This is a genomic window from Microbulbifer agarilyticus, from assembly GCF_001999945.1.
Classification (GTDB): domain Bacteria; phylum Pseudomonadota; class Gammaproteobacteria; order Pseudomonadales; family Cellvibrionaceae; genus Microbulbifer; species Microbulbifer agarilyticus_A.
The window spans coordinates 886269-906521 of record NZ_CP019650.1; the positions used below are offsets into that span (position 1 = coordinate 886269).

Annotated in this window: 14 protein-coding genes; 1 reads left to right on the plus strand and 13 read right to left on the minus strand. The window is 56.9% G+C overall.

Annotated elements, in window-relative coordinates:
* Window positions 1-77: 77 nt before the first annotated feature.
* The 3 genes from Mag101_RS03680 to Mag101_RS03685 form a co-directional block, all read right to left on the minus strand.
* Complete coding sequence (locus Mag101_RS03680) at window positions 78-2351, minus strand: efflux RND transporter permease subunit (protein ID WP_269466562.1); 2274 nt, start codon at window positions 2349-2351, stop codon at window positions 78-80.
* On the minus strand, window positions 2315-3181 hold the full coding sequence (locus Mag101_RS18255; RefSeq protein WP_269466563.1) for an efflux RND transporter permease subunit: 867 nt from the start codon (window positions 3179-3181) through the stop codon (window positions 2315-2317). Before Mag101_RS18255 ends, Mag101_RS03680 begins: the two co-directional genes overlap by 37 nt.
* Window positions 3182-3247: 66 nt before the next feature.
* Window positions 3248-4432: an efflux RND transporter periplasmic adaptor subunit gene (locus Mag101_RS03685; RefSeq protein WP_077400969.1), complete on the minus strand. Its 1185-nt coding sequence runs from the start codon at window positions 4430-4432 to the stop codon at window positions 3248-3250.
* A 315-nt stretch (window positions 4433-4747) separates the two neighbouring features.
* Between Mag101_RS03685 and Mag101_RS03690 the strand changes: the two genes are divergently transcribed.
* Window positions 4748-5404 carry a TetR/AcrR family transcriptional regulator gene (locus Mag101_RS03690; protein ID WP_077400972.1) on the plus strand — a complete coding sequence of 219 codons (657 nt, stop codon included), beginning with the start codon at window positions 4748-4750 and terminating at the stop codon, window positions 5402-5404.
* A 99-nt stretch (window positions 5405-5503) separates the two neighbouring features.
* On the opposite strand, the gene Mag101_RS03695 is transcribed toward Mag101_RS03690, so the two are convergent.
* The 10 genes from Mag101_RS03695 to Mag101_RS03740 form a co-directional block, all read right to left on the minus strand.
* Window positions 5504-6265 carry an ABC transporter permease gene (locus Mag101_RS03695; RefSeq protein ID WP_077400975.1) on the minus strand — a complete coding sequence of 254 codons (762 nt, stop codon included), beginning with the start codon at window positions 6263-6265 and terminating at the stop codon, window positions 5504-5506.
* 30 nt (window positions 6266-6295) lie between these two features.
* The gene (locus Mag101_RS03700) at window positions 6296-7243 is read right to left on the minus strand and encodes an ABC transporter ATP-binding protein (protein WP_077400978.1); all 948 of its coding nucleotides are present in this window, start codon (window positions 7241-7243) and stop codon (window positions 6296-6298) included.
* A gap of 119 nt (window positions 7244-7362) precedes the next feature.
* Window positions 7363-8091: a dienelactone hydrolase family protein gene (locus tag Mag101_RS03705; RefSeq protein ID WP_077400982.1), complete on the minus strand. Its 729-nt coding sequence runs from the start codon at window positions 8089-8091 to the stop codon at window positions 7363-7365.
* Between the two features lie 233 nt (window positions 8092-8324).
* Window positions 8325-9011, minus strand: coding sequence for a tRNA (guanosine(18)-2'-O)-methyltransferase TrmH (gene trmH, locus Mag101_RS03710; RefSeq protein ID WP_077400985.1), 687 nt, complete (start codon window positions 9009-9011; stop codon window positions 8325-8327).
* A 72-nt stretch (window positions 9012-9083) separates the two neighbouring features.
* On the minus strand, window positions 9084-10337 hold the full coding sequence (gene glp / locus Mag101_RS03715; RefSeq protein ID WP_077400988.1) for a gephyrin-like molybdotransferase Glp: 1254 nt from the start codon (window positions 10335-10337) through the stop codon (window positions 9084-9086).
* 305 nt (window positions 10338-10642) lie between these two features.
* Entirely contained in the window at window positions 10643-13354 is a 2712-nt protein-coding gene (locus Mag101_RS03720; RefSeq protein WP_077400991.1) for a nitrate reductase, read from the minus strand.
* A 20-nt stretch (window positions 13355-13374) separates the two neighbouring features.
* A complete protein-coding gene (nirD, locus tag Mag101_RS03725) occupies window positions 13375-13731 on the minus strand; it encodes a nitrite reductase small subunit NirD (protein WP_077400994.1) in 357 nt (118 codons plus the stop codon).
* A 73-nt stretch (window positions 13732-13804) separates the two neighbouring features.
* A complete protein-coding gene (gene nirB / locus Mag101_RS03730) occupies window positions 13805-16333 on the minus strand; it encodes a nitrite reductase large subunit NirB (RefSeq protein WP_077400997.1) in 2529 nt (842 codons plus the stop codon).
* 349 nt (window positions 16334-16682) lie between these two features.
* Complete coding sequence (locus Mag101_RS03735; RefSeq protein WP_232325123.1) at window positions 16683-18422, minus strand: bifunctional protein-serine/threonine kinase/phosphatase; 1740 nt, start codon at window positions 18420-18422, stop codon at window positions 16683-16685.
* A gap of 216 nt (window positions 18423-18638) precedes the next feature.
* Entirely contained in the window at window positions 18639-20105 is a 1467-nt protein-coding gene (locus Mag101_RS03740; RefSeq protein WP_077401003.1) for a NarK family nitrate/nitrite MFS transporter, read from the minus strand.
* Between the last annotated feature and the right edge of the window lie 148 nt (window positions 20106-20253).

The window sequence follows — 20253 nt, forward strand, 5'->3', positions numbered from 1 at the left end:
GTGCAGTAGAAATAAGGTGATAAAAAAGGGCCAAGAATCGCAGATTCTTGGCCCTTTTTCTTTGTTTGGTCTTTTGTTTAGCCTGTCGGCTCGATTAATGGTGTCTCGGCTGATGCTACAGGCTGGGTATCGCTATTCGGTCGCTTGACCCGATACCAGGCGGCGTAAAGCGCCGGTAAGAACAGCAGTGTCAGCGCCGTCGCCACGATGAGCCCTCCCATAATCGCGACCGCCATGGGGCCAAAGAAGTCGCTGCGTGAAAGTGGAATCATCGCCAGTACCGCGGTCAGTCCGGTGAGTACGATTGGGCGGAAGCGGCGTACGGTGGACTCAACAATCGCATCCCATACGGAGAGTCCCTGGCCTTTGTCCTGTTCAATCTGGTCCACCAGAATCACCGAGTTACGCATGATCATCCCCGCCAGCGCGATGGTGCCGAGCATCGCCACAAAGCCAAATGGTTTGTTAAATAGCAGCAGGAACAGGGTGACGCCAATAATGCCCAGCGGTGCGGTAAGGAATACCATCGTTGAGAGCGAGAAGCTGCGCAGCTGCAGCATCAGCAGGGTGAACACAACGAATACAAACAACGGCATTCCTGCATTCACCGATTTCTGACCCTGTGCGGATTCTTCTACGCTACCGCCGATTTCCAGCAGGTATCCTGCGGGCAGCGCGTCGCGCAAGTGCTGTAACTGTGGCCAGAGTTCGGCGACGACCGAGGCCGGTTGTTGGGTACCGTAGATATCTGCGCGCACGGTAACGGTGGGCAGGCGGTCGCGACGCCAGATGATGCCTTCCTCAAAGCCATAATTCAGTGTGGCAATTTGATTCAGCGGCAGCGAGTTACCAGTGTTGGTTTGTACCGCCAGATTGCCCAGTTGGGCCAACGCTTGCCGCTCGCGTTCTTCACCGCGTACCGCCACGGTGATCAATTCATTGTCTTCACGATACTGCCCCACCGCAGTACCCGACAGCGAGCCTTGTAGCGCCTGTGACAGGGATGAACTGCTGACGCCCATCTGCCGTGCGCGGGCTTGGTCTACCGCCAGGTTGACCACCTTGCTGGGCTCTTCCCAGTCCAGGTGCACATTGGTGACCGCTTCATTACCGCGCACCACGTTGGCAACTTCGCGAGCAATACGCCGCGCTTCACCGATATGCTCGCCCGATACGCGGAACTGCACCGGATAGCCTACCGGCGGGCCGTTTTCCAGACGCGAAACGCGGGTGCGCACTTCGGCGAACTGTTCACTCAGCGTGGAGATTAGCCAGGCACGGACCTGCTCGCGCTCGTCAACACTGCGGGTGAGCACCACAAACTGTGCAAAGCTGGCAGCGGGCAGCTGTTGGTCCAGTGGCAGGTAAAATCTGGGTGACCCGGTACCTACATAGGCGACATAGTTTTCGATCTGCGGGTGCTGAGACAGCAACTCTTCCAAACGCAGCGCCTGTTCTTCGGTGGCATAGAGGGATGCGCCTTCATTCAGCTTCAGGTCAACGATCAGTTCCAGGCGTGCGGATGAAGGGAAAAACTGCTGCGGTACAAAACGGAACAGAAACATCGCGCCGAAGAAAATCAGTGCGGTGAGTAGCAGTACGGTTTTGCGGTAGTACAGGCACCAGTTGAGAATTCGGCGAAAACGCTGATAAAACGGCTTGTTGTATGGATCAGCGTGACCGCTTCCGCCATGGCCGCCGCGCTCTGGCAGCAGGCGGTTCCCCAGATAGGGAACAAAAATCACGGCGGCAACCCACGAAGCCAGTAGCGACAGGGTAACCACCTGGAAGATGGAGCGCGTGTATTCACCGGTGCCCGATTGCGCGGTGGCAATGGGCAGGAAGCCGGCCGCAGTAATCAGGGTTCCGGTCAACATCGGGAACGCAGTCGTGGTCCAGGCGTAGCCGGCGGCTTTGATGCGGCTCAGCCCCTGTTCCATTTTAATCGCCATCATTTCTACGGCGATGATGGCATCATCCACCATCAGGCCAAGGCCGAGTACCAGCGCGCCGAGAGAAATCTTGTGCAGTCCGATACCGAAGTAGTTCATCAGCGCGAAAGTCATTGCCAGTACCAGCGGGATCGACAGCGCCACCACAAGCCCTGTGCGGAAGCCCAGTGAGAAAAAGCTCACCAGCATCACGATCACCAGTGCTTCAATCAGCACTTTGACGAACTCGCCCACACCACTTTTTACCGCTGCCGGCTGGTCAGATACTTTCCTGAGCTCAAGACCGATGGGTAGGTCTTGTTGCAGCTCGATCACCGCAGCATCCAGGTGCTCGCCAAGCTGTAAAATATCGCCGCCTTCTTTCATTGAAACGGCAATGCCAATAGCGTCCTCTCCCATAAAGCGCATACGGGGTTGGGGGGATCACTGAAACCACGCTGTACTTTGGCGATATCACCCAGCGTCAGGGTGTGGCCGTTGGCGTAAATTGGGAACTGGCGTATTTCCTCGACACTGCGAAATTGCCCACTGATTCGGATTCGCACACGGTCGCTGACCGCTTCCACAATGCCAGCATCGGCCATCTGGTTTTGCGCCTGCAATACCGCCTGCACCTGAGAGAGGGAAATACCCAGTGATGCCAGTTTGGTATTGGAGATTTCTACCCAGATTTTTTCGTCCTGCAGTCCCAGCAGTTCGACCTTGCCGACATTGTCGATACGCTGCAGCGCCAGCTGCAAGCGGTCGGCATAGTCTTTCATCAACGCATAATCAAAGCCTGCGCCGGTAAGTGCGTAGATATTGCCGAAGGTGGTGCCGAACTCATCGTTGAAAAAGGGGCCCTGAATATCCGGTGGCAGGGTGTGGCGAATGTCGCCCACCTTTTTCCGTACCTGATACCAGAGCTCCGGGATCTTGTCCGAGTGCAGGCTTTCCCGGGCGACAAACATCACCTGGGATTGCCCTGGGCGTGAGAAGGACGTGATGCGCTCGAAGTCCCCGGTCTCCATCAATTTTTTCTCGATGCGCTCGGTGACCTGGCGGGATACCTCTTCCGCACTGGCTCCCGGCCACTGGGTATTGATCACCATTACCTTGAAGGTAAACGGCGGGTCTTCACTTTGGCCGAGCTGGGTATAAGAGATGGTACCGATCACCCCGAGGATGATCATGGCGTAGAGCACCAGTGGCCGGTTATTGAGAGCCCACTCGGAAAGGTTGAATCGCATCTTTGGGTTTCCGGTCGTCCGCTATGGCGGATGGTTAGCAGGGAATAAGGTTACTTCCGCAAGCGGTTATTGCTGGTGGGCGATACGGTTATCGGCCTCGATGGGGCGGTTCTGTCGGTCGACAGGACGCACTCGCTGCCCCTCGCGTACCAGCTGGGTGCCTGCGGCAAGGATCCAGTCCTGTGGGTTGAGCGTGGAAATAACTTCGGCATCTTCGTGGCCGTAGTTGGCAATGGTGACGGCCACCTTGTGTAGGGTGAAATGCTCCGGGTCCATACGCCATACATAGGGATCGGCGCCCTCTGCGGTAATTGCGGACATGGGCAGGCGCTGCGTCGGGCGTGCGCTGCTGGTGCGCGCGTAAACCCGGGCGCTCTGGCCGAGCTTGGGTGTAGGCTGATTTACCGCGCTGTCGGCGACCGGGACTAAAGTGACGCGTGCTTCGAAGGTGCGCAGCCCCGCTTCGGCGGCGGGGGAGAGCTCGCGCACAGTGCCATTAATTGGCGCGCCGGGCGCTGACCACAATTCGATGGAGACGGGCTGACCAACCGCAAAGCGCGTTACCTCGTGCTCCGGCAAATCGATACGCACTTCGCGCTCACCGTCTGCGGCCAGCACAAATACCGTTTGTCCGGCACTCACTACCTGTCCGGCATCGACACTGCGACGGGTGATGACGCCATCGCTGGGGGCCTTGAGCACCGCGTAGGCGGCCTGGTTTGCTGCCACCTGCAGCTGGGCGCGGGCGCGTTCCAACTGCGCAACACTGCTGTCGTGTCGGGTATTGACCGCATCGAACTGCGATTCACCAATGAGTTTGCGCTTCAGCAGGTCGCGATAGCGCGCCAGCTCGTTACTGGCGTTGCGGTTTTCGGTTTGCGCGGCCTGCAATTGCGCTTTGGCCGCATCCCGCTGCAGGTTCAGGTCCTGAGCGTCGAGCTCGGCAAGAGGTTGTCCCTGCTTTACTCGCTGCCCGGTTTCTACCAGTCGGCGGGTGACCGCTCCACCCACGCGAAACGCCAGTGCAGACTCATGCCGGGCGTGGACCTCTCCGGGGTAGACGGCCAGCTGGCTGCCGGACGCCTTGGGGTTTACCACGATTGCCGGGCGCGGCGGTGTGGCCTCGCCACTTTCGGGCGCCGAGCAGGCGACCAGTATCAGCGAGCCCAGCAACAGGCTGGAGAGTTTGAGTGCGTGGCCCAGATGGCCCAGATGATTTCGGTATCCTGGGTGAGCAAAAGCGCGGCGCATGAGTACCTCATTCCTTGTGAATCATTGGGCGCAGTAGTGACGAATAGTGGGGATCAGGGCGGATACTGGTACAGTTGTCTGCCACGTCACACCGGCGCCCATTGCTACCTATTAATATGTAGGAGCGTTAGATTTGAGCTTGAGAGGCCAAGTCTGTAGTAAACTGGCCATTAATGAACTGAAGAGTATAGTAAGTATATTAAACTCGTGAGTCCACTAATTCAGTGGAGGCGAGCGCGCACTTCAACCTGAATGACCGATTCGGTTGCTCGATTGGCGGGAAGTGCGTGAGAACGACGGCGATGAACCAGAACCATGAGTGAACAGAATCTATCCAGCCCTAAAGACGCACCGGTCAGTCGCGGTCGCCCCAAGGATCCTGCCAAGCGGCTGGCGATCCTGAATGCGGCCAAAGACCTGTTTCTTGCCCTCGGCTTTACCGGCACAAGCATGGATGCCGTGGCGGCGAAGGCGGGCGTGTCCAAGTTGACGGTGTACAGCCACTTTTCCGACAAGGAAACGCTGTTCTGTGCGGCGATAGAGGCCAAGTGCGGCAGTCAGATGCCGGAGGAAATGTTTACCCTAGACGCGGGCGCACCGCTGTCAGATAGGCTGCAGGCGATTGGCGAAGCGTTCCTGGATATGCTCTACCACGATGATTCACTGCAGCTTATGCGCCTGATCAGCGCGGTGGGGGCTCAGGACCAGACCATGGCCAACCTGTTTTACGAAGCGGGGCCGGTGCGCACACGCAGTGAGATGATTCGTTTCCTTAATCGGGCGGTGGAACTGGGGCTGATGCAAGTGCCGGACCCGGAACGGGCCTCGGAAGTGTTTTTTGGCATGTTGCAGGGCGGCTGCACCCATATTCAGATCATCATTGGTTGTGCCGAGCCACCGTCGCGCGAGGAAATCGCCCAGCATGTGACGGAAGTCGTGCGCGTGTTTATGCGTGCCTATCAGTCGGCATAAGCAGTCGGTATAAGCAGTCTGCATAAGTAATTCGCAGAGACCAGAATGTAAAAAGCCCGCGAGAAAAACTCGCGGGCTTTTTTGTTGCTGCCTTTGGGGTCAGGAGCGAATTTTGTAACCGGTGCGGAAAATCCACCAGATAGCGGTCAGGCAGGCGAATAGAAAAAACAGGGTCATGCCCAAACTTATCACTACGTTGACATCGGACACTCCGTAGAACGCCCAGCGGAAACCGCTAATCAGGTATACCACGGGGTTAAACAGGGTTACCTTCTGCCAGAACTCCGGCAGCATATTGATGGAGTAAAAGGCTCCGCCCAAGAACGTCAGGGGAGTGATGACCATCAACGGGATAACCTGCAACTTCTGGAAATCGTCCGCCCAAATGCCGATGATAAAACCGAACATGCTGAAGGTAACTGCGGTGAGGACTAGAAAGCCAAACATCCAGAACGGGTGGGCGATTTCATAGTCCACAAAAAAGCGCGCGGTGATCAAAATCAGAATGCCGATGACTACAGACTTGGTTGCCGCGGCACCCACATAACCGGCAACAATTTCAAACGCGGACACTGGTGCAGACAGCACTTCATAGATGGTGCCGGAAAACTTCGGGAAAAAGATACCGAAGGATGCGTTGGAAATACTCTCCGATAGCAGCGAGAGCATAATCAGTCCGGGAATAATAAACGCCCCGTAACTGACGCCCTCGATTTCCCCCAGACGGCTGCCGATGGCCGTGCCGAACACGATAAAGTATAGGCAGGTGGAAATTACCGGCCAGGCGATACTTTGCATCAAGGTGCGGCCGGTACGAGCCATTTCGAACTGGTAGATGGCACGGATGCCATAAATATTCACGATGTTACTTCCTCTTTCACCCAGCCGCTTTTACCCGGCTTTTTGGCGTTCAGCCTGGTTCTGGTGCACCAGGCTGACGAAAATTTCTTCCAGTGAGCTTTCACTGGAGTGCAGGTCCTTGAACTCCATACCCTGTTGGTTCAGTGCGCGCAGTAGGGTGGCGATCCCGGTGTGCTCGCGCTGGGTGTCGAAGGTGTAAATCAGTTGATTGCCTTCATCGGCGATATCCAGTTCGAACTCTTTTAGTGCGTCTGGCAGTTCGCTGATCGGGTTTTGCAGGTGAATGGTCAGCTGTTTCTTGCCGAGCTTTTGCATCAGCTCATGCTTTTCCTCCACCAGCACCAGTTCGCCATGGTTGATCACGCCGATACGGTCCGCCATTTCCTCGGCTTCTTCGATGTAGTGGGTCGTTAGAATGATGGTTACACCATTCTCGCGCAGGCCGCGCACCATTTCCCACATGTCGCGGCGCAATTCCACATCCACGCCGGCGGTTGGTTCGTCGAGGAACAAGATGGAGGGTTCGTGGGATAGCGCCTTGGCGATCATCACGCGGCGTTTCATACCGCCCGAGAGCGCCATGATTTTGCTGTCTTTCTTATCCCACAAAGACAGTTGGCGCAGTATCTTTTCGATATGTTGCGGATTTGGCGCCTTGCCAAACAAGCCACGGCTAAAACTGACGGTATTCCACACGCTCTCGAAGGAGTCGGTGGAAAGCTCCTGGGGTACCAGGCCGATCTTGCTGCGCGCAGCACGGAATTCCCGTTGGATATCGTAGCCGTCGGCGGTGACCCGCCCGCTGGTTGGGTTGACGATGCCGCAGATGATACTGATCAGTGTGGTTTTGCCGGCGCCATTGGGGCCGAGCAAAGCAAAGATCTCTCCGGAATTAATGTCGAGGTCGACAGACTTTAGTGCGGTAAAACCACCGGCGTAGGTTTTACCCACACCGGCAATGGAAATGATGGGTTGCACGCTTCCCCCTTTGGAATGACTGGCAGTGCAGAATGCAGCCGCTATTGTCCCTGAACGGTACGGCGGCCGCCACTGCCAGCCGTCTCATGCTAGGCATAGAAGCGGGCGAGTGGCAGTAATTACTGCTGGAAGATTTTGTTGTAGAAGTTTACGGCACCTTCGTAGGCGTCGTTGGCGGCTGCTTCATCGTATTTCAGTGGGATACCAAATTTTTCACCGCGTGCGGTAGCGGCAGGGTTGGTGAAGCCGTGTTGCACACCGGGGTAGCTGGTTACGTCGAAGCGCACGCCGGCGGTTTGCATTTCCTGTACGAAATTGGCCACGTGCTCTGCGGGGATCATGGCGTCGTCGCCGCCGGTGTAGACCTGCAGCTCGGCAGTGATGTCACCGGGTTTTACTTTGACGTCGCTTTCCAGCGCACCGTGGAAGCTGACTACGCCTTTGAGTGGCAGGCCAAGGCGGGCCATGGTGAGGGCAACGGCGCCGCCGAAGCAGTAACCCTGGGCAGCGACCTGACCCGCCTGCACGGTTGGGTGGGTATTGATGAGGTCGAGGGCGGCCTGGAAGCGTTTCAGTGGTGCGCCTTCGGTTTCGATAGTTTTGGTCATCAGGGCGCCGGCGTCGCTGGGGTTGTCGGCGCTTACGCCGGTGCCGTACATGTCGAGGGCGAAGGCGGTGAACCCTTCGGCGGCGAGGCGTTCGGCTTCTTCACGGGTGAAGTCGTTCATACCCCACCATTCGTGCAGCAGGAGAATAGCGGGGCGCTCGCCCTCAATGCTGTCGTCGTAGGCCAGGTAGCCGGTAAAGGACTCGTCGTCGATATAGTATTCGATGGCTTCGGTATGCATTGCGTCCTCCCTGAGGAATGCTTGGTCTTGGGAATAGTGAGCCAAGGTTAGTTGGATAGGGGAGGGGGTGCAATGGGCCGCGGTGGCTTACTGGTTGTGTGGCGGCGAAGCAGCGGGCGAGGGTGTTCAGGGCCGTTGCAAGTACATCCATGTACACTGCGTCGGCGACGTCCCTGTCGCCGACGCTCCTGAACACCCTCGCCCGCTACTTCGCCTTCGCCTCCAGCCCTTTGCTATTGGCCAGGCTGTCGGTATTTCGGATCTTTCGGAGGAATGATATCGCCGTCTTCATCCAGCTCCGGAAATGGCAAGTTGTGTTTCTCGCAGTACTTCACCATTTTCGGGTGCATCCAGCGGAACAGGATATCTTTTATGGCCGGATCTTCTTCATCCAGCACCTTATCTTCATACATGCCGGCTTTTTGGCGCTGATGCATCGCCTCTTGCAGAATGATCGCTGCGGCCACGCTCACGTTGTAACTCTCGACCATACCGATAATCGGAATGGTGACATGGTCGTCGGCATGCTCTGCGGCGTAATCGCTCAGGCCGTGTTTTTCGGCTCCCATGATCAGGGCAAAGGGTTTGGTGTAGTCGGCTGCGCGAAAGTCGATGGCGCGGTCGGACCAGTGCGCAGCATAAAGGTGCATGCCGCGGTTCTTGAGTTCGACCATACCGGATTCGATATCGGGGTAGACGGCATTGCCGGTGAAGCGGCCACTGCCACCGGCGGTGTTGTGATACAGCAGGTGGCCGTAGCTGGGTTGCACCATGTGGATTTCGGGGATACCGACAGCGTCGGCGGTGCGCAGCATGGCGGAGATGTTCTGGCCCTTGTGCACCTGGTCGGTAAGCAGGGTCATATCGTGCTGGCGCTGGCGGAGCACCTGTTTAAATTTTTCGTAACGGCTGCGGCTCATGGTACTTCTTGTTGTGGACCCATTTCAGACTGAGTGCGTTTGGCCGCGGAGTATAGCACTGGCGTCGTTGGGCTATTTCAGCGGCGCATTAAATGGCTCGATGGTGACCCAGTCGCCGGTCTCACAATCGCCACCTTCCCGCGACAGCACCACAAAACAATTGGCGCCGGCGAAGCCTGAGAGAATGTGGCTGCCCTGAATACCTCGGGTTTCTACCACTTGAATACCGTCGCTATCGCAATAGGTAAAGCCGCGTTGGTAGTCGGTGCGGCCGGGGCGTTTGCGGATGTTGTTCAGTAGGCGTGCGCGCGTTTGCAGTGGTGGGTGACGGTGTTCTGCGGAAGTGCCGCGCAGTTTTTCCAGTGCCGGTACTACCAGCTGATCCAGCGTGACAATCGCCGAAACCGGATTGCCGGGTAGGCCGAAGAACAGTGTTTCACCTTTATCCTTGGGCAGGCGCCCGAAAGCGAAGGGTTTGCCCGGTTTGATGGCGAGCTTCCAGAAGCCAATTTCACCGAGTTCCTGTAATACGGTTTTGGTGAAGTCGGCTTCGCCCACGGATACGCCGCCGCTGGTGATTACGAAGTCGGCGTTGTCGCGGGCCTCGATAAATGCCTCGCGGATTTTTTCCGGCTGGTCCGGCCAGCAGCTGAGGTCGAGAATCTCGACACCCAGTTGTTCCAGTGCGGCGCGCAGGGCGATGCGGTTGCTATCGTAAATGTCGCCGTCACCGAGTTCAGATACCGGGGTGCCGATGGGCTTGAGTTCATCGCCGATGGAAAGCAGGGCGGCTTTCAATTTGCGGTATACGGTGATTTCCGCCACGCCGGCGCCGGCGAGTAGGGCGATGTGTGGGACTTTAATTTTTGCACCCACCGGTACCAGGCTCTGGCCGGTGTGGACGTCTTCACCCCGGCGGCGAATGTTTTCGCCAGGCCTGGCGGGGCGGCTCATGGTGAGTTGGTCGGCTTCGATGCTGCAATTTTCCTGCATCTGTACGCGGTCGGCGCCGGCGGGTACCGCAGCGCCGGTGGTGATGCGGGTGGCCTGGCCGGGTTCGAGTGCGCCGTCGAAGGGGTGGCCGGCGAGGCTTTTGCCGATCAGGGTATAACTCTGGTGGTCTCCGCACAGGGCGTAGCCGTCCATGGCGGAGTTGTCGCAAGGGGGGAGGTCTAGCGCTGCCAGTACCGGTTCGGCCAGCACCCGGCCGCACGCCTGGGCGAGGGGGATTGTCTCTGTTGCGGTAATGGGCTGAATGCTATCGATCAGCATCTGTTTGGCGGTTTCTACGGAACGCAGACCATTTTGTGCACAGACATCGGACATGAAGCTCGCCTTTTCTTTGTCGACTTGAGTTGCAAGATAGCTTTCTAAGGGCCGTGGGTTCAAGTGTTGGGGGGCTTGGGATATGGGTAGGGGTGGTTTGGACTCGTTGCCCGGAGGTAGGTGGTACTTACTTGACTGGTTGTGTGGCGGCAAAGCGCCGGGGATGGGTTTTCGAAACCGCCACAAGTACATCCCTGTAGGCTGCGTCGGCGACGTCCATGTCGCCGACGCTTTCGAAAACCCATCCCCGACACTTTGCCTTCGCATTAAGTAGGTAGGTCGTCGACGGTTTCGGAGAAACCAGTCTAGCCGACGGCGACTGCGAGGTTGGTATTGAGCAGTGCGGAGATCTCCGGCTTGCAGGAGCCGCAGTTGGTTCCGCAGCCCAGTAGCTCACCCAGTTCGTCCACCGAGGCGGCGCCCTCTGCAATAGCGGTTTCGATTTCTTTACGGGAGACCTGTAGGCAGGTGCATACCATCTGGGCACCGGCAGGTACGTCGTGCAGAAGTTTTGCGGGTGCGTCGGGTAGTGGCTCCAGTAGCGCATTCTCAAGTGTCTTGCGGTCTGGCAGGGAGTGCCATTCGGCGCTGGTGAATACCAGGAATTCCATTTGCTCGCTGTGCAGTAGCCAGCGTTCACCACTGGGTAATTGCAGCTGCTTGCGATTGAGTTGTTTGTCGCTGAGCTTAAACAGTTTGTCGGCGAGCGCTTGCCAGTCCGGCTGTTTTTTCAGTGCCAGTTCGAAGCGGTAGCCGCCTTCAACCGGTACCCGGTACCAGTGGAGAATGGTTTCAAACAGTTTGGCTTCGCCAATTTGCAGGCGGCTGTGTAGTTCTTCTGCGGCTTCGGTGCGCAATAACAGGCATGCGTAGCTGTGTGCGGTGAGCGGCTCCATATTGACCGCGACCTGTTTTAATTCCGGTTGCCCCGAGAACGGGTCGGTATAGGGAATGGCCAGGGCGCTGACGGTGGCGTTGTGGGCGAGGCTGTCGCTCCAGTGAATGGGCGCGAACAGTTGACCGGGTTTCTGGCTGGGGGTGACTCTGGCGCGGCCGAAGAACTGGCCTTTTTCGCTTTCCACACGGACCAGCTGTTCATCCTGAATACCAAATTTTTCCGCTTCCTGCGGATGCACGTGAAGTTCTGGGGCCTCGCTGTGGTCCAGTAGTTGGCGTGCGCGGCCGGTGCGGGTCATGGTGTGCCACTGGTCGCGCAAGCGGCCGCTGTTTAATACCAGTGGGTATTCGTCGCGGGTTTCCTGCTTTGGGCTCTGTGGCTGTACGGCAACAAAACGGGCGCGTCCATTGGGGGTGTAGAAATCGCCATCGCTAAACAGGCGCGCAGTGCCCTGTGGGTTGTCTGCGTTTACTGGCCACTGTACCGGGGTGAAGAAGTCGTATTCGTGGTCGCTGATATTGGCCAGCGCGGAGATATCAAACGCGCGACGGGCCTGTTCGCGGTTGTTTTCAAAACCGGAAAGCGCGGCGTGTTCGCGGAAAATATCGGCGGGCGACTGGAAGTCGAAGGCTTCACTGAAGCCCAGGCGTTTTGCTACATCACAGATAATTTCCCAATCGTGGCGGGCTTCGCCGGGTTTGGGGAGGAAGCCTTTCTGGCGGGACACGCGGCGTTCGGAGTTGGTAACGGTACCGGTTTTCTCGCCCCAGGTTGTGGCGGGTAGGAGTAGGTCGGCACAGCGTGCGGTATCGGTATCGCCAACACAGTCGGAAACAATGACGGTGGGGCAGTTCTTCAGTGCATTTGCGACGCGGCGTGCGTCCGGCATGCTCACCGCCGGATTGGTGGCCATAATCCATACGGCTTTGATTTGACCGCTTTCCACTGCATTAAACAGCTCAACCGCTTTCAGGCCCGGCCCTTGGGCCATGTTACTGGCATTCCAGAAGCGACCGACACGGTCGATATTCTCTTCGGTAAAGTCCATGTGCGCGGCGAGCATGTTCGCCAGCCCGCCGACTTCACGCCCACCCATGGCATTGGGTTGCCCGGTGATGGAGAAGGGGCCGCAGCCCGGCTTGCCAATACGGCCGGTGGCCAGGTGGCAATTGATAATGGTGTTGTTCTTGTCGGTGCCGGTACTGGACTGGTTGACGCCCTGTGAATAAAAGCTGATGGCTTTTTCGGTATTGCGGAACAGCTCGTAGAATTCGAGAAGCTGTTCCAGTTCGACGCTGCAATGGTCTGCGACTTTTTCGGGGGTCCACTCTGCGGCGGCGTATAGTGCGTCGGTAAAGTTTTCGGTGTGGTTGTCGATAAACGCCTGATCAAGGGCACCGAACTCGGTGAGGTAGTGGAGCAGTCCATTAAACAGAGCGGCATCACTGCCCGGGGAAATGGCCAGGTGCAGGTCTGCCATTTCGCTGGTGGCGCTGCCGCGAGGGTCGACGACCACAAGCTTGGCTTTACTCGCCTGCATACGTTGGAACAGGATCGGATGGGTCCAGGCGGCGTTGGAACCGATCAGTACCACCAGTTCTGCCTCGTCGAGATCTTCGTAGTTACAGGGTACCGCGTCTGCGCCCAGCGAGCGCTTGTAGGCGGCAACCGCAGAAGACATGCACAGGCGCGAATTGGTATCGACGTTGGCGGTGCCCACATACCCCTTCATCAGTTTGTTGGCAACGTAATAGTCTTCGGTCAGCAGCTGGCCGGACAGGTAGAAGGCCACTGAGTCCGGGCCGTGCGCATCGATTGTCTCGCGCAGTTTCGTAGCGGCAAAATTCAGTGCGGTGTCCCATTCACACTCTTCGCCATGCAGTTGTGGCTTCAACAGGCGCCCGTGGTTTCCCAGCGTGTCCGCAAGGGAAGACCCCTTTACACAAAGTTTACCTTTGTTGGCTGGATGCTGATCGTCTCCCTGGATTCGGATCACATCTTCTTCGCCACCTTGATTGTCAGGGGTGGTTTCCCTGGTTGCGGCGACTCCACATCCCACGCCGCAATAGGGGCAGGTGGTACAGGATCTATGGGCGCTAAACAGCTCTGTTAATGCCATCTTCGACTGCTTATTTGTTGTTATTGATCGACCTGAATCAGTACGTCATCGCCATCGAAAGCGACAGGGTAGACCGCGAGCTGGATAGCTTCTTCTTCCAGACACTGGCCATCGGTCAGTCGATAGTGTTGTTTGTACAGCGGCGATGCCACGGTGACTTCACCATCGATTTCCGCAACAAGACCGCGGCCAATAACACCGGCTTTGGCGACAGGATCCCAGTTATCGATCGCGAATAACTGGGGTTCCTGTTCGGGTAAAAAAAACAGGGCAATCTGTCGATCGCCCACAAGAGCGCACACTCCGGAATCGGCTACAAGATCTGATCGCTTGCAGACTTGCAGCCACTCGGTGCGGGTTATGGCAACTTCGCTCATTTCGGTTCTCCACAATGGTATGGAAAGAATAGGGTTATGAAATCTTCAACGCTGTTTACTAATGTGAGCCGGCTTATGCCGGCTCTGCGATCTTGACGATCTCTTCTTCGGTAGCTGGGCGACGCTGCTGGCGCTCTTCTACGAATACGATCTTTTCGTCTTTCTCGTCGGTGTTAACGAACTGGCGGAAGCGTTTGAGCATTTCCGGGTCGTTGATCGCGGTTTTCCATTCACACTGGTAGGTGCCAACCACGTTGGTCATCTGACGCTCCAGCTCGTCGCAGATGCCCAGCTTGTCCTCGATCACAACTTCGCGCAGGTAATCGAGACCGCCTTCCAGGTTTTCCAGCCATACAGAGGTACGCTGCAGCTTGTCGGCAGTGCGCACGTAGAACATCAGCACGCGGTCGATGTACTTGATCAGGGTGACGTCATCCAGATCGGTCGCGAACAGGTCGGCGTGGCGCGGGCGCATACCGCCGTTACCACATACATACAGGTTCCAGCCGTTTTCGGTAGCGATCACACCGATGTCTTTGCTCTGTGCTTCCGCACACTCGCGCGTACAGCCAGATACTGCCATTTTGATTTTGTGCGGAGAGCGCAATCCCTTGTAGCGGTTCTCAACAGTGAGGGCCATGCCCACGCTGTCCTGAACACCAAAGCGACACCAGGTGCTGCCCACGCAGGACTTCACGGTACGCAGTGACTTGCCGTAGGCGTGGCCGGTTTCGAAGCCAGCGTCGGTCAGTTCGCGCCAGATCTCTGGCAGCTCTTCCAGGCGGGCGCCAAACAGGTCGATACGCTGGCCGCCGGTGATCTTGGTATAGAGGTCGTATTTCTTCGCCACTTCCCCGAGTACGATCAGCTTGTCCGGGGTGATTTCGCCACCGGCAATACGCGGAACAACGGAGTAGGTGCCGTTCTTCTGCATGTTGGCCATAAACGTATCGTTGGTGTCTTGCAGGCCAACGTGCGGCTTCTCATGAATGTGTTCATTCCACAGGGAGGCGAAAATTGAGGCTGCAGTGGGCTTACAGATCTCGCAACCCTTGCCAGTGCCGTGTTTTTCCAGCAGTTCTTCAAAGGTTTTGATTTCTTCCACTTGCACCATGTGGAAGATTTCCTGGCGGGTGTATGGGAAGTGCGGGCATAGGTCGTTATTGACCTCGACACCCAGCGCGGCCAGTTCGGTGTCCACAACATTTTTCAGCAGGGCAGCACAGCCACCACAGCCAGTCGCTGCTTTGGTGCAGTCTTTCACTTCACCTACGGAGCAGCAGCCACCCTGAACGGCGCCGACGATGTCGCCTTTGCTGACGTTGTGGCAGGAGCAGATGGTGGCTGTATCCGGCAGGGCATCGGCACCCAGAGTTGGTGCGGCGCCATCCAGCGCTGGCAGGATCAGCTGTTCGGGATGCTCCGGCAGATCCATGTCATTCAAGTGGTATTGCAGCAGAGTGTCGTAGTCGCCGGTGTCTCCGACCAGTACTGCACCGCGCAGCTTTTTCCCTTCGCTGTCGGTGATCATGCGCTTGTACACGCCGGTCTGCTCATCGACGAAGGTGATCGCGGCTGAACCTTCGGCGCGGCCGTGGGCATCCCCGATGGAGCCAACTTCCACGCCCAGGAGCTTCAGCTTGGTGCTCATGTCCGCGCCGTTGAATTCCGCTGCCTCACCACACAACAGGGAGACCGCGGTGCGCGCCATGGTATAGCCGGGAGCTACCAGGCCGTAGATGAAGTTATTGAACAGGGCACATTCGCCGATGGCGAAAATACTTTTGTCCGAGGTACGGCAGTTGTTGTCGACAACGATACCGCCACGCTCACCCAACTCGATGCCGGCAGATTTGGCCAAACTGTCTTCAGGGCGGATACCGGCAGAGAAGACAATCAAATCGGTATCGAGAGATTTGTCGCCCTTGAAGTTCATGCGCAGGCGGCCGCCGTCCACTTCTTCGATCAGCTCGGTCGCGGTGCTGGTGTGTACAGTTACACCCAGCTCTTCAATCTTTTCGCGCAGTAGGTTGGAGCCGCCTTCATCCAGCTGCACAGACATCAGGCCGGGAGCGAATTCCACCACGTGGGCTTCAAGGCCCAGCTGCTTAAGAGCATTGGCCGCTTCCAGCCCCAGCAGACCGCCACCTACAACTACACCAACCTTACCGTCGTTGGCGGCCGCTTGGATCTTGTCGAGATCTTCTAGGGTGCGGTAAACAAAACACTTGCTGTGTTCATGGCCGGGGATTGGCGGTACGAAAGGATAGGAACCGGTGGCGAGCACCAGGTGATCATAGGTCTCGCTGGCACCGCTGGCAGAGGTGACGATTTTGTTTTCGCGGTCGATGCTTACTGCGGCGTCGTTGAGACGCAGGTCGTAGCCCCATTCGCGATACTGCTCAACCTTGCCCATCGCCAGATCGTCGGCGGTACGTCCACCGAAGTACTCGGAGAGGTGGACGCGGTCGTAGGCTGGGCGGGGTTCGGCACAAAATACCAGTACGTCGAACAACTCCCGCTCGGGGCGATTCGCCAGTTGTTCCAGGAAGTGGTGGCCCACCATGCCGTTGCCGATGACGACGATTTTTTGCTTAACCATAATCTCTGCCGTGATTTACCAGGTTGTACCCGGAGTCTTACCGAGTATTGGTACCTGACATGTTCGACAGAAAAGTGGGGAGCCACAGATGCAGGGAGATGCTAAGGCTGCACGGGCTTACCCTCTTCTGTCGAAGAGTGTCAGGCGCCGTTGCCTTGCTAAAAGAATTTCAGATTGTGACTAAAGGTATTCAATCTCTGTGCCAACTTTTGTTGAGCCCGCTGGCACCGGGAAACCGTAGAGTTTTTGTGGTTAATTGGCGTTTTACGAGGGTTGGATGCTGCAAATTGGTGCGCGCTACTTCTGTGCGCCCCAGATTGGGACGCGACGATGTACTTTGGTTGCGCGCTTAGAGGAAGTACAGCAGGTGGGAGAGTACCGCGAGCACGGCAACGGTTTGCCAGAAGAGCAATGGGTTGCGCTGGATTAGTGGTGGCTTTTCCGCCGTGTCGAATTTTTTGTTCGGGGTGCGAAGGTCGTGAACAAACTCTGACAGTGCCGGGTAACGGTTTTTTGGATCTGGCGCGCAGGCCTGACGCAGGGCGCCGTCAATCCATTCCGGAATGTCCTCGCGATATTGCCGCGCGCTGATGTAGCGCAAACTCGCATAGTTCTTCAGTTGATAGTGGCTGCTGCCGAAACGTTCTTTATATGGGTAGTTTCCAGTCAGCATCTCATACGCAATGACACCGAGGGAGAATATATCTGAGCGATGACTGGCGGCGTCACTGAAGAAATACTCCGGCGCGCAATAGTTTTTGCTGCCCGGCGGTGCACTATCCTGGTAGCGCAGTAATTCCTGCAGACCTGCAGCGTTAGCGCCACCCAAGTCGATCAGCTTCAGGCGCCCTGCCGTATCGATCATGATGTTCTCTGGCTTAAGGTCGCCGTGCACGATTTCTAATCGTTGCAGGCGGCGCAGGGCGCTTACCAATTGCTCTACCAGGTTACGCACCTGATCCAGTGGCGGCTCAGGGTTGAGTTGCATCCACTGGCGAAGGTTTTGCCCGTCCACATACTCCATAACGTGGTAGAGAAACTTACGTTGCTTGCGGGGCGGATATATTTGCACGATCGCCGGGTGTTCCAGGCGGCGTCCTGTCCACTCTTCGGCAATAAAGCGCTCGATATAGGCTGGATCATCACTGAAGTTTTCCGATGGCGCCTTGAGGGCCAATAGCTGCTCAGGTTGACCGTCCGTATCGGCGTCCATGTCCCGCACTAAATACAGGTAGCTGCGGCTGCTTGCATGCAATTCCTGCAATACTTCGTAGCCGTCAATTTTATTTCCGGGCTGTAGGGCTGGTGGGAATGGCAGTTGGCTGGTGGCCACCATAACATCGTCCGCCTGCACCGCATCCACCAAATTAACGCGGCACAACGCCAGGCTCAGATTATCTTTACTGCCATTATCCAGCGCTGCTGCCATCAATGGTTTCGCTGCATCCATTTGATGCCTGATGAGCAGCTCGGTGAATTGGCTTCTTGGCAAAAAGTCGTGAATGCCGTCGGTGGTAACACAGAAGAGGTCGCCGGCTTCCAGAGGCTCTCGCCGATAGTCCACCTCGATATGCGCATCCATACCGAGCGCACGACTTAAAAAGGTGCGATCCGGGCCGAGTGCACGGCTGTGATCTCGAGTCAGGCACTCCAGATTACCGTCACGTAACCGGTAAATACGCGAGTCACCGATATGGATTAGGTGCGCGGTAGACCCCTTCAAAATCACCGCAGAAAAAGTGGTTAGCCAGCCGCGCTGTACCTCGTCGGCGCCACCACTTTGTCGATACAGCCAGCTATTTAGGGCATGAAGCACCCGCGCACTGGCCTGTTTTACCGACCAGGAGTCCGGCGTGCTGTAGTAGTCGGAAATAAAACCGCTGATTGCTGCCCGCGCTGCCGCACCGCCTGCCTCGGCACTACCAACCCCATCGGCGATTGCCGCTATGGAGCCGCGATAGCGCAAATCGCTACCGGTAGCCCGGTATGCGGCCACGGCGTCGTCATTGTAAGCGCGCAGCCCGCACTCGGTCGCAGTGGCGAACTCTAGGTTTTCGGAATTGGAGGCTTTTTGATCCGAGTCTGACACAGTAGTGGTTTCGCAGGTGTGGTTCAAAGTGGTCCTCTCAGTATCGGCAGGGCTGAGATTTATGCGATAAGCGGTGTGCCGGAATCCGTTTTCGGGACTGTCTGCGAGAGGGATCTCGCGGACAAGCCCCCAGGGACGGGCTCACGGCGTGTCTCGAAAATGGATTCCGGCACGCCGCGCCACAAAACTACCTAAGTGGTTACCCCATTACCTGAATTAAGCAACGTCGATCAGTGAAACGCTACCATCCGGCATAACCTCGGCCATCTGACCTTCTGGCTCTTCAAGGAATAGCAGGGTAACAAAGCCCAGTACCGCGGTACCAGCAATCACCAGGAAGAAGGTCTGGTAAGACACCATGCTCAGCACGGTCAGGTAGAACACCGCACCCACATTGCCGTAAGCACCCGTCATACCAGCGATCTGGCCGGTCAGGCGACGTTTGATCAGCGGTACCACCGCAAACACCGCACCTTCACCGGACTGAACAAAGAAAGAGCACGCCATCGCCGCAGCTACTGCCAGATACAGCGGCCATTCAGCGTCGATCATACTCATGGTCAGATAGCCCAGCGCCAGGCCCGCAGTCAAAATCAGCAGCGTGCTCTTACGACCAAAGCGGTCACTGATCAGGCCGCCGGCAGGGCGGGACATCAGGTTCATAAACGCATATGCGGAAGCCAACAGGCCAGCTTTTACCGGATCGAGAGTGAAAGTTTCGGAGAAGAACAGCGGCAGCATGGAAACAACCGCCAGCTCGGAACCAAAAGTCGCGAAGTAAAGAATGTTCAGAACCGCAACCTGCTTGAACTGATAGCGATGGATCGGCTCTGGCAGTTTTACGAAAATCTCTTTGTTGATGTCGTAACACTTCTTCGCATCAAACGCATACAGAGCGGCGAGAGCCACGTAAATCACAATAGCGACAGATTGCGCCAGCATACCGACACCGGACGGGGACAATTTCCAGGTAAGCAGTGCCAGTGCCGCATACATAGGCACTTTCATGATCAGCAGCAGTACGAAATCCGCAGGGCTGGAAACTTCCATGCCGCCAATTTTTTTCGGCTTGAAGTAGGTACCACCTTTGGGGGTGTCGGTCACGGAGCGGTAGTAAATCACACTGTAAACCAGCGCAATCGCACCAGTCAGACCCACCGCGTAACGCCAGCCGTCGTCGCCGCCAAACAGCAGTGCGATGGTTGGCAGACTCATAGCCGCGGCAGCAGAGCCGAAGTTACCCCAGCCGCCATAGATACCTTCCGCAGTGCCCAGCTGTTTGGCTGGGAACCACTCGGAAACCATGCGAATGCCAACTACGAAACCGGCGCCAATGAAGCCCAGCAGGAAGCGGCCAATCGCCGCCGCGGTAAAGCTGTCGGCCAGCGCGAAAATAAAGCAGGGGATACTGCCGATTGCCAGCAGCAGAGAATACGTCAGCCGCGGACCGTACTTGTCCGTCAACATACCGATAATCACGCGCGCAGGAATGGTTAGCGCGACGTTCAGGATCAGCAGGGTTTTTACCTGTTCCGAAGTGAGCGACAGACTGTCGGCAATTGCCATCAATAGTGGTGCATGGTTGAACCAGGCAAAGAAGGTAATAAAGAAGGCAATCCAGGTGAGGTGCAGTACCCGGATTTTTCCCTTAAAGGAAAATAGGTTTAAGGAGTCACTGGACATAATGTTATCCCGTTAGTTTGTGTTCTGAATCTGTCGGCTTGCTCGGCAAGGCTCCAAACGGCGGGCATAAAAAAAGCCCACGGGGCACCCTGGCTGCCGCCGGTGGACTTCGCTGTCCTACTGATAAGTGTCAACAAGTTAAAGTAAG